The following is a 9,951-nucleotide window of genomic DNA, read 5'->3' as shown; positions in this document are numbered from 1 at the left end:
TCCACACCGCCACCAGCAGCGACACCACAAACCCGAAGTCCAGCAAGAAATCAACGAATCCTCGACCACGCCGCACAGGTTAAAGATCAAGCTAGTGGCGTTGCAGTTGCAGCGCGAGGTACAGGTCGACGCGGTCGTCGAAGCGGTGCAGCTTGCGACCGGTGAGCTGCTCGATGCGGTGGATGCGGTAGCGCAACGTGTTGACGTGCACGTGCAGCTCCTTCGCCGTGCGGGTCCACGAACCGTCGCAGCGCAGGAACATGTCGAGGGTGTGCACGAGGCGGGCGTCGTGGGCCCGGTCGTACTCGGCGAGGGGGCGTAACAGCCGGCGGTGGAACGCCCGTCGGGCCTCGGTGGGGACGCCGGCCAGCAGCAGCGCGTGCGAGGACAGGTCCACACTCGACACCACCGCCACCCGGTCCTGCCCGGTGACGGCGTACCGGTAGGCGTGGCGTGCCTCCTCGACCGCCGTGTCCAGCGCGTCGACGCCGGACGCCGCGGCGCTCAGCCCGATCGCGAACCGTGCCCCGCGCAGGACCGGTGTCAGCGCCCGCGTCGCCTGACGGATTCCCTCCACGAGGTCGGCCGGGCCGACGCCGGCGGGGGAGTCGACGGGAATGACCGCCTGGACCTCGTCGCCGACGGCGGCGATGGCGGACAGGGGCGCCAGGGGTCGGACGACCTCCTCGACGACCGTGAGCGCCAGATCGTCGGACGCTGGCGTGGCGGGTCCGGCGGTGAGGGCGACGAAGGTGGCGTCCGGGTCCAGGCGACACGCTTCGAGACGCGCCGCGATCTCGGCGGGCGCGGCTTTGCCGACCAGCGGTCGCAGCAGGAGCGAGGCGAGGCGACGCTCGACGTGCAGGTGCCGGTCGAGGTGGGCGCGTTCGAGCGTGAGCAGGGTGATCAGCCCTTCGACGGCCTGGCGGCGCTCGGGCTCCCAGGTGGCCGCGTCGCCCGCGCAGGCGAGGAACCACGCGCCTACCCGGCGGCCGGGGTGTGCGCTCGCGCCGAAGAGCGAGAAGCGCCGGTCCCGGCCGACGCCGACAACGTGGGGCAGCCGAGGGGCGGTCAGGAACGTACGCGCCAGACGGGCACACAGGTCGTCGTCGATCGGAGCGGTGCCCGCGACGAGCCGACCGGTGGGCGACAGAACCCAGCAGGGGATCTCGGCCGCGGCCGAGGGCAGCAGGTCGGCGAGGTGCGCGTCCTCGGTGAGGGCCGCGATCAGCCCCTGGTGCCGGTGCACGGTCGCGGCAAGTCCGGTGGCCCGCTCGACCCGTAGGGCGGCGCCGATCGCATCGCTGATGACGGTGAACGACACCTCGACGGGCACCTCGAACACGGGGATGTCGTGACGTGCGCACGCCTCGACGACATCGTCCGGAACCGTGCCGAACGCCGCCGCGCCGGCACCGACCGCGCTGACGCCCGCCCGCGCGACGGCCGCCGCGAACACCTCGGAGTCCGTCGGACCGCGTCTCCACATGAGACCGGTGAGCACCACCTCGCCGCCGGACAGGTAGCGGCTCGGGTCGAGCAGGTCGGTGGTGAAGAACTGCTGGATCACCCGCTCGCCCTGGCTGTGGCCGCTGAGCAACGTCAGCTTGAGGCTGGCCTGGCCCAGGAGGTCGTTGAGGCGCATCGACAACTCCTTGCCTTGGAGGAAGCTCCAGAGACCGTAGGGCGGCAATGTTTCAAGTTCGGTTCGCTCGCCCAATGCACCCGGGTCGATGTCGCTGTTTGACTACCGCCACCGCAGGGTGGAGGGGAGATCCGGTGCACGAGCGTCTGACGTGGTTCAACGCGTTGTCGGCGGCCGACGCCGAGCGGGCGCTGTCGGCCTGCTGCGCGTCGCCGTCGTGGGCGCGGGCCGTGGCCGCCTCCCGTCCCTACGCCACGCCGCACGCGCTCGTCGACGCGGGCTCCGCGACGCTCGCCGCCCTGCCGTGGCCCGACATCGCCGAGGCGCTGGCGGCGCATCCCCGGATCGGGCAACGGGCCGACGGCGACGGGCGCGACGCGGCCTGGTCCCGCCGTGAGCAGGCCGGCGTCGCGGACGGCGACGAGGAGACCCGGATCGCCCTGCGCGAGGTGAACCGCGCCTACGAGGCCCGCTTCGGGCACCTCTTCCTGATCTTCGCGAACGGACGGTCGTCCGCGGAGATCGTCGCCGCCGCCACCGCCCGGCTCGCCAACGGCGCCGCAGCGGAGCGGGAGGTGGTCCGGGCCGAGCTGACACGCATCACGGCGCTGCGACTGACGAGGCTGATGGACGAGTGAGCCTCTCCACGCACGTCCTCGATACCGCCCGTGGCGAACCGGCCCAGGGCGTGGCGGTGCACCTGTACCGCTGGACCGGCGACCGGTGGATCGACGTCGCCACGGGGCGTACGGACCCCGACGGGCGGCTGCGCGACTGGGTGCCGAAGCGGCGCTGGGCACGGGGGACCTACCGGCTCTGCTTCGACACCGCCGGCTACCTCGGCCTCGGGGCGTTCTTCCCGGAGGTCTCGGTGGTGTTCGTGGTCACGGATGTCTGGCGGCACGTACACGTCCCCCTGCTGCTGAGCCCGTACGGCTATTCGACGTATCGAGGGAGTTGACCCCATTGGACGTTGTTCTCGGTCCCCACCAGTACGGCAAGGCCGAAGTGCGGCTGGTCCACGTCGTCCGCCACGGCGAACGGCACGACCTGACCGACCTGACGGTCGGCGTCGCGCTCGCCGGCGACCTGGCCGACACCCACCTGACCGGCGACAACAGCAAGGTCCTGCCGACCGACAGCCAGAAGAACACGGTGTACGCCTTCGCGCGCCAACACGGCGTTGGCGCGATCGAGGACTTCGCGCTGCGCCTGGCACGGCACTTCGTCGAGTCGCAGCCCGCCGTCACCCGGGCGACCGTCGACGTCCACGAGCACGCCTGGGATCGCCTGGGGGCGCACTCCTTCGCCCGCTCGACGGCGGAGACGCGGACGGCGACCGTCACCGTCGACGGGCCGGACGCCGTCGTCGTCTCCGGGCTGACCGGGATGGTGCTGATGAACACGACCGACTCGGAGTTCTTCGGGTTCGTCCGGGACGCGTACACGACGCTTCCCGAGGCGCACGACCGCATCCTGGCCACGGCGGTGGACGCCCGCTGGCGACACGCGACGAGCGGGAGCGACGACTGGGCGGTCTCGTTCGGCGAGGTACGGCGGCATCTCGTCGAGGCGTTCGTCGGCACGCACAGCCTGTCCCTGCAACAGACCCTGCACGCGATGGGGCAGCGGGTCCTGGAACAGCGGCCGGAGATCACCGAGGTGCGGATGTCGCTGCCCAACAAGCACCACTTCCTGGTCGACCTCGCACCGTTCGGGCTCGACAACCCCAACGAGGTCTTCCACGCCCCCGACCGCCCGTACGGGTTGATCGAGGGCGCGGTGCGCCGCGAGGACGCGCCACGGTGGATCGAGTCGTGGTGGGACGTGTGACCTCGCCCCGGCCGGAGCGCATCGTCATCGAAGGCTGCGCGGTCGCGACTGTCGACGGCGCGGGCCGGGAGTACGAGCGCGGCCACCTGGTCGTCGAGGGTGGACGGATCGTCGCCGTCGGCCCGGGCCCGGCGGCCGAGCCCGACGAGGCCGTGTCGGTGCGGCGCGTCGACGGCGCCGGCTGCCTCGCCACACCGGGGCTGGTCAACACCCATCACCACCTCTACCAGTGGGTCACCCGGGGTCTCGCGCAGCAGGCCGACCTGTTCGGCTGGCTCACCGAGCTGTACCCGGTGTGGGCGCGTATCGGCGAGGAGGACGTGTCGGCGGCTGTCGGCGCCGGGCTGGGCTGGCTCGCGCTGTCCGGCTGCACGACCACCACCGACCACCACTACGTGTTCCCGGCGGGGGCCGGCGACCTGTTCGCCGCCGAGGTGGCCGAGGCGGGTCGGGTGGGGCTGCGCTTCCACCCCGTCCGCGGCTCCATGGATCTCGGGTCGTCCGCCGGTGGTCTGCCTCCGGACCACCTCGTGGAGGACACCGACGCCGCACTGGCCGCGACGGCCGACGCGATCGACCGCTTCTCCGACCCCGCGCCCGACGCGATGGTCCGGGTCGCGGTCGGCCCCTGCTCGCCGTTCTCGGCGAGTGAACGGCTGATGCGGGACGCCGCCGCGTTGGCGCGGGACAGGGGCGTCCGGCTGCACACCCACCTGGCCGAGACCGTCGACGAGGAGGAGTACTGCCGGGCCACGCACGGCTGCGCGCCCGCCGAGTACGCCGAGCGGCTCGGCTGGCTCGGCGACGACGTGTGGCTCGCGCACGGCGTGCACCTGGACGCCGACGCCATCGGGCGGATCGCCGCTACCGGCACGTCGCTGGCCCACTGTCCCAGCTCCAACGCCCGGCTCGGCGCGGGCATCGCCCCCGTGCGGGACCTGCTCGACGCCGGCGCGTCCGTCGGGCTCGGCGTCGACGGCGCCGCCTCGCAGGAGGCCGGACAGATGGTCGCCGAGGTGCGCCAGGCCCTGTTGCTGGCACGACTGCGGGGTGGGCCGACCGCCCTGACCGCACGTGAGGCGCTCACCCTCGCCACCCGTGGTGGCGCCCGCTGCCTCGGCCGCTCCGACGAGATCGGCTCGCTGGAGGTGGGCAAGTGTGCCGACGTGGCGCTCTGGCGCATCGACGGACTCGGTCACGCCGACATCGCCGATCCGGTCGCGGCCCTCGTCCTCGGCGCGCCGCCACCGGTGGAGCTGCTGCTCGTCGGCGGGCGACCGGTCGTCGAGGGCGGCCGGCTGACCACCGTCGACGAACAGGACCTGCTCCTGCGGGCCCGGCGCGCGGCGGGTCGGCTGCGCGCCGCAACCCCGTGACGGCGTACCGACAGCGAGGACAGGAGCGGACGTGCCGACGATGACCGAACAGGAGATCCTCAGCCCCGAGGCGCTGGAGTTCGTCCGCGAACTGCACCGCCGCTTCGGGGCACGCCGTACGGAACTGCTCGACCGGCGCGCCCGGCGACGAGCGGAGATCGCCCGGACCGGCCGACTCGACTTCCTTACCGAGACGAAGGACGTCCGCGCCTCCGAGTGGCGGGTCCCCCCGCCACCACCCGGTCTCGTCGACCGTCGCGTGGAGATCACCGGCCCCACCGACCGCAAGATGGCCATCAACGCGCTCAACTCCGATGCGCAGGTCTGGCTCGCCGACCTGGAGGACGCCAACACCCCGCACTGGGCCAACGTCGTGGCCGGGCAGGTCAACCTGTACGACGCCGTCCGCGCCACCATCACCCACGACACGCCGGACGGGCGGCACTACGCCCTGCGCGGCGACGGGCCGCTCGCCACCATCGTCGTACGACCACGGGGCTGGCATCTCGACGAGCGTCACGTGCTGGTCGACGGGGTGCCGGCCGCCGGCGCGCTCGTCGACTTCGGTCTGCACGCCTTCCACAACGCGCGGGAGTCGATCGCGCGGGGCGCCGGCCCGTACTACTACCTGCCGAAGCTGGAGAGCCACCGGGAGGCGCGGCTCTGGCACGACGTGTTCGCGTACGCCGAGGACGCGCTCGCGATCGGACGCGGCGCGATCCGCGCGACAGTGCTCATCGAGACCATCACGGCGGCGTTCGAGATGGACGAGATCCTGCACGCGCTGGGACCGCACGCGGCCGGGCTCAACGCGGGGCGCTGGGACTACCTGTTCTCCATCATCAAGACCTTCCGCGAACGCACCGTCCTGCCCGACCGTGCCGCGATCACGATGACCGCGCCGTTCCTGCGCGCGTACACCGATCTGCTCGTCGCGACCTGTCACCGCCGCGGCGCGGTGGCGATCGGCGGCATGTCGGCCTTCGTTCCCGGCGGTGACGCGCAGCGGAACGCGGCGGCATTCGCGCAGGTCCGCGCGGACAAGGAGCGCGAGGCGAACGACGGCTTCGACGGTTCCTGGGTGGCCCACCCCGCGCTGGTGCCGGTCTGCCGGGAGGTCTTCGACGGTGTGCTCGGGCAGCGGGACAACCAACTGGACCGCACGCGCGACGACGTGCGCGTGCACGCCGACCGGCTGCTCGACTTCACGGTCGCGGGCGGCGAGGTCACCTCGGTCGGGCTGCGGACCAACGTCTCGGTCGCGCTGCGATACCTGGAGGCCTGGCTCCGGGGCGTCGGGGCCGTCGCCATCAACAACCTCATGGAGGACGCGGCCACCGCCGAGATCTCCCGGGCCCAGGTCTGGCAGTGGGTGCACCAGGGAGTCCGGCTGGGCGACACCGGCGAGACGGTCTCCGCGGACCTCGTCCGACGCGTCGTGGGGGAGGAACTGGCCGGCATCCGGCACGCCGTGGGTGAGGCCGGCTACGTGGCCGGACGGTGGACGGACGCGCGTGCCCTCGTCGAGAGGGGCGCACTGGACGACGAGTTCGTCGACTTCCTCACGGTGCCCGCGTACGAGGTCGTGGACTGATGGGCCGCCGACTGCACGAGCGGACCGGCCTCGAACTGGACCGCCGGCTCGCGCCGGTCGACGAGGCGCTGCGGCGGCGCTACCCGGGTGAGGCGCCCGGCCGGCAGCCGGTGCACACCGTGTACGTCCCGGCGGACCGGTACACCCCGGACCTGTGCCGGCGGTGGGGCGAGCAGGCGCTGGACGCGCTCGACGCGTGCCCGCCCCTGCCATTCCCGGTGGAGCTGCGCGACCGTGTGCTGGCGAAGCTGTCCACCGAGCCCGTCGAGGATCTGCGTCTCGACTTCGAGGACGGCTACGGCGTACGCGACGACGACGAGGAGGACGAGACCGCCCGCGTCGCCGCGACGGCACTGCGGCACGGTCCGCGCCCCGCGTTCGTCGGACTGCGCTGCAAGAGCCTCGACCCGGACAGCAGGGACCGGGCGATCCGCACCCTCGACGTGTTCCTCGACGCCCTCGGCCCACCCCCACCCGGCTTCGTCATCACCCTGCCGAAGGTCCGGGCCGTGGAGCAGGTCACGGCGATGGCCCTGCTGTGCGCGGCGCTGGAGGCCGCGTACGCGTTGCCGGCCGCGAGCCTGCGGTTCGAGCTGCAGGTCGAGACCCCGGAGGCGGTACTGGGCGCCGACGGCACCGCGACCGTCGCCCGCATGATCACCGCTGCCGGGGGCCGCTGCGTCGGGCTGCACTACGGCACGTACGACTACAGCGCCGCCTGCGGTATCGCCGCCGCCCACCAGTCGCTCGACCACCCCGTCGCCGACCACGCCAAGGCCGTCATGCAGGCGGCGGCGGCCGGCACCGGCGTACGCCTCAGCGACGGCTCGTCCAACGTGCTTCCGGTCGGCGACGCGACCGCCGTGCACCGGGCCTGGCGGCTGCACACGAGCCTCATCCGGCGGTCCCTCGCACGCGGCTTCTACCAGGGCTGGGACCTGCACCCCGCGCAGTTGCCCACCCGGTACGCCGCCACCTACGCCTTCTTCCGCGAGAGCCGCGCGACCACAGTGGAACGCCTCACCGCGTACCTGGCCCGTCGGGCCGGGGGCGTGCTGGACGAACCGGCGACCGCCCACGCGCTCGCGGGGTTCCTGCGCCGTGGCGTCGACTGCGGCGCGCTCGACCCGGACGAGGTCGGCGTGGACCGAGCCACCCTGGAGGCGCTGTGAGCTACGACCTCGTCCTGCGCTCGACGCGGGTCGTCACCCCGCAGGGCGAGCGGCCGGCGACGGTCTGCGTCACCGACGGACGCATCATGGCGGTGACCGACCACGACGCCACGCCCCACGGGCCGGTCACCGACCTCGGCGACCTGGCCCTGCTGCCCGGCATCGTCGACACACACGTGCACGTCAACGAACCGGGGCGTACGGAATGGGAGGGTTTCGCCTCGGCCACCCGCGCCGCGATAGCCGGCGGCGTGACCACGATCGTGGACATGCCGCTCAACTCCGTCCCGCCGACCGTGTCGGTGCCGGCCCTCGACGTGAAGCGCCGCGCCGCCGACGGCGCGGTCCACACGGACGTCGGGTTCTGGGGTGGTGCCGTGCCCGGCAACGCCGGAGACCTCGCGGCGCTGCACCGCGCCGGTGTCCTCGGCTTCAAGTGCTTCCTGGTCGACTCCGGTGTGCCGGAGTTCCCACCGCTGGACCCACCGGCGCTCGACGAGGCTCTGCGCGCGGTCGACGCCCTGTTCATCGTGCACGCCGAGAACCCGGACTCCGTCAGCGCCGCACCGCCATCCCGCCGCTACGCGGACTTCGTGGCGTCCCGGCCACCGAGCGCCGAGACGGAGGCCATCGCCCGGGTGCTGGACGCCGCCCAACGCGCCGGCGCGCGGGTCCACATCCTGCACCTGTCCTCCGCGGACGCCCTGCCGCTGATCGCCGCCGCGCGTGGCGCTGGTGTCAGGGTCACCGTCGAGACCTGCCCGCACTACCTCTGCCTGACCGCCGAGGAGGTGCCCGACGGCGCCACCGAGTACAAGTGCTGCCCGCCGATTCGCGACCGCGCCAACCAGGACCGGCTCTGGGCGGGACTCGTCGCCGGCGTCATCGACTGCGTCGTGTCGGACCACTCGCCCAGCACGCCGATGCTGAAGAGACCGCCGAGCGGTGACTTCGCCGCCGCGTGGGGAGGCATCTCGTCGTTGCAGATCGGCCTGCCGGCCATCTGGAGCAGTGCCCGGCGGCGCGGTCACCGGTTGGTGGACGTCGTCCGATGGATGGCGCAGCGGCCCGCCGAGATCGCCGGACTGGGCACCAAGGGGCGCATCGCCGCCGGCTTCGATGCCGACCTCGTCGCCTTCGCGCCGGACGAGCCGTTCGTGGTCGACCCGACCGCGCTGTGGCACCGCCACCCCGTCACCCCGTACGCCGGGCGGACGCTGCACGGCGTCGTACGCGGCGTGTGGCTACGTGGTCGACCGGTCTCGCCGGACGGTCCGCCACGGGGACGCCTCATCTCCCGGAGCAGCCGATGACCACCCTGCCCGACCTGGCCTCCCGGGTGCTGTCCGGAGGCGTCGTCCACGCCAACGACGAGTTCTTCGCCCCCGCCGACTATCTCGTCGACCCGAACCCGCCGACGTTCACCCCGGGCACGTTCGGGGCCAAGGGCCAGGTCTACGAGGGGTGGGAGACCCGGCGGCGGCGTACCCCCGGGCACGACCACGCGATCGTGCGCCTCGGCGTTCCCGGGATCGTGCACACGGTCGTCGTGGACACCAGCCACTTCACCGGCAACTACCCGCCGTACGCGGCCGTCGATGGCTGCCGCCTGGACGGTCATCCCACACCGGACGACCTGGCCGAGGCGACCTGGACGCCCCTGGTGCCCCGGGCGGCGCTCGCCGGCGACACCCGCAACGTCTTCGGAGTCGAACCGGGCCAGCGGATCACCCACGTACGCCTGTCGATCTTCCCGGACGGCGGTGTCGCGCGGCTGCGGGTGCACGGCGAGGTGACCCCCGACCCCCGGTTCCTCACCGGCGGCCTCGTCGACCTCGCGGCCCTGGAACACGGGGGACTCGTCGTGGACTGCAGCGACATGTTCTACGGCACGCCCCACAACCTGATCGCCCCGGGCCGGGCCCGCACCATGGGGGAGGGCTGGGAGACGGCCCGCCGCCGCGACGACGGCAACGACTGGGTCCTGCTGCGTCTGGCCGCGCCCGGCGTCGTCCGCCTCGTCGAGTTGGACACCAGCCACTTCAAGGGCAACGCGCCCGGGGCGGCGGCGCTACGCGGCTGCGCCACCGACCCGGACGACCCGGATGGCTGGTTCGACCTGCTGCCGGTGACCCGCCTGCAACCCGACACCCGGCACCGCTTCCTGGTCGCGGCCGCGGACGCCGTCACCTGGGTACGACTCGACGCGTACCCGGACGGCGGAATGGCCCGCCTCCGCGTCCTCGGTGAGATCACCCCGGCCGGCCTGGACACCCTGCGAAGGCGGTGGTCGTCGGCGTGAACCTGACGCCTGCGGATCTCGTTGCAGGT

9 protein-coding genes are annotated in these 9,951 nt (G+C 73.0%); 8 read left to right on the top strand and 1 reads right to left on the bottom strand.

Annotated elements, in window-relative coordinates:
• Positions 1-91 precede the first annotated feature (91 nt).
• On the bottom strand, positions 92-1,645 hold the full coding sequence (locus ABZU91_RS22780) for a helix-turn-helix domain-containing protein (RefSeq protein WP_355243816.1): 1,554 nt from the start codon (positions 1,643-1,645) through the stop codon (positions 92-94).
• Positions 1,646-1,779: 134 nt separating this feature from the next.
• On the opposite strand from ABZU91_RS22780, the gene uraD reads away from it, so the two are divergent.
• From uraD to alc, 8 genes are read left to right on the top strand one after another with little or no spacing between them, the layout of a single operon-like run.
• Entirely contained in the window at positions 1,780-2,283 is a 504-nt protein-coding gene (uraD, locus tag ABZU91_RS22775; RefSeq protein ID WP_355243813.1) for a 2-oxo-4-hydroxy-4-carboxy-5-ureidoimidazoline decarboxylase, read from the top strand.
• Positions 2,280-2,606, top strand: coding sequence for a hydroxyisourate hydrolase (uraH, locus tag ABZU91_RS22770; protein WP_355243810.1), 327 nt, complete (start codon positions 2,280-2,282; stop codon positions 2,604-2,606). The genes uraD and uraH overlap by 4 nt, the downstream gene beginning before the upstream one ends.
• Positions 2,607-2,611: 5 nt before the next feature.
• On the top strand, positions 2,612-3,478 hold the full coding sequence (gene pucL / locus ABZU91_RS22765) for a factor-independent urate hydroxylase (RefSeq protein ID WP_355243807.1): 867 nt from the start codon (positions 2,612-2,614) through the stop codon (positions 3,476-3,478).
• A complete protein-coding gene (locus ABZU91_RS22760; protein ID WP_355243804.1) occupies positions 3,463-4,854 on the top strand; it encodes an 8-oxoguanine deaminase in 1,392 nt (463 codons plus the stop codon). Before pucL ends, ABZU91_RS22760 begins: the two co-directional genes overlap by 16 nt.
• Positions 4,855-4,894: 40 nt before the next feature.
• The gene (aceB, locus tag ABZU91_RS22755; RefSeq protein ID WP_355243824.1) at positions 4,895-6,448 is read left to right on the top strand and encodes a malate synthase A; all 1,554 of its coding nucleotides are present in this window, start codon (positions 4,895-4,897) and stop codon (positions 6,446-6,448) included.
• Positions 6,448-7,620, top strand: coding sequence for a hypothetical protein (locus ABZU91_RS22750; protein ID WP_355243801.1), 1,173 nt, complete (start codon positions 6,448-6,450; stop codon positions 7,618-7,620). The genes aceB and ABZU91_RS22750 overlap by 1 nt, the downstream gene beginning before the upstream one ends.
• Positions 7,617-8,933, top strand: a complete 1,317-nt coding sequence (gene allB, locus ABZU91_RS22745) for an allantoinase AllB (RefSeq protein WP_355243798.1) — start codon at positions 7,617-7,619, stop codon at positions 8,931-8,933. The genes ABZU91_RS22750 and allB overlap by 4 nt, the downstream gene beginning before the upstream one ends.
• Positions 8,930-9,922 carry an allantoicase gene (gene alc / locus ABZU91_RS22740; protein ID WP_355243795.1) on the top strand — a complete coding sequence of 331 codons (993 nt, stop codon included), beginning with the start codon at positions 8,930-8,932 and terminating at the stop codon, positions 9,920-9,922. Before allB ends, alc begins: the two co-directional genes overlap by 4 nt.
• The last annotated feature ends 29 nt before the right edge of the window (positions 9,923-9,951 follow it).

This window comes from Micromonospora sp. NPDC005174 (genome assembly GCF_040608495.1).
Taxonomy (GTDB): domain Bacteria; phylum Actinomycetota; class Actinomycetes; order Mycobacteriales; family Micromonosporaceae; genus Micromonospora.
The sequence above is the reverse complement of the archived record's forward strand: the minus strand, read 5'-3'. Positions and strand labels throughout refer to the sequence as shown.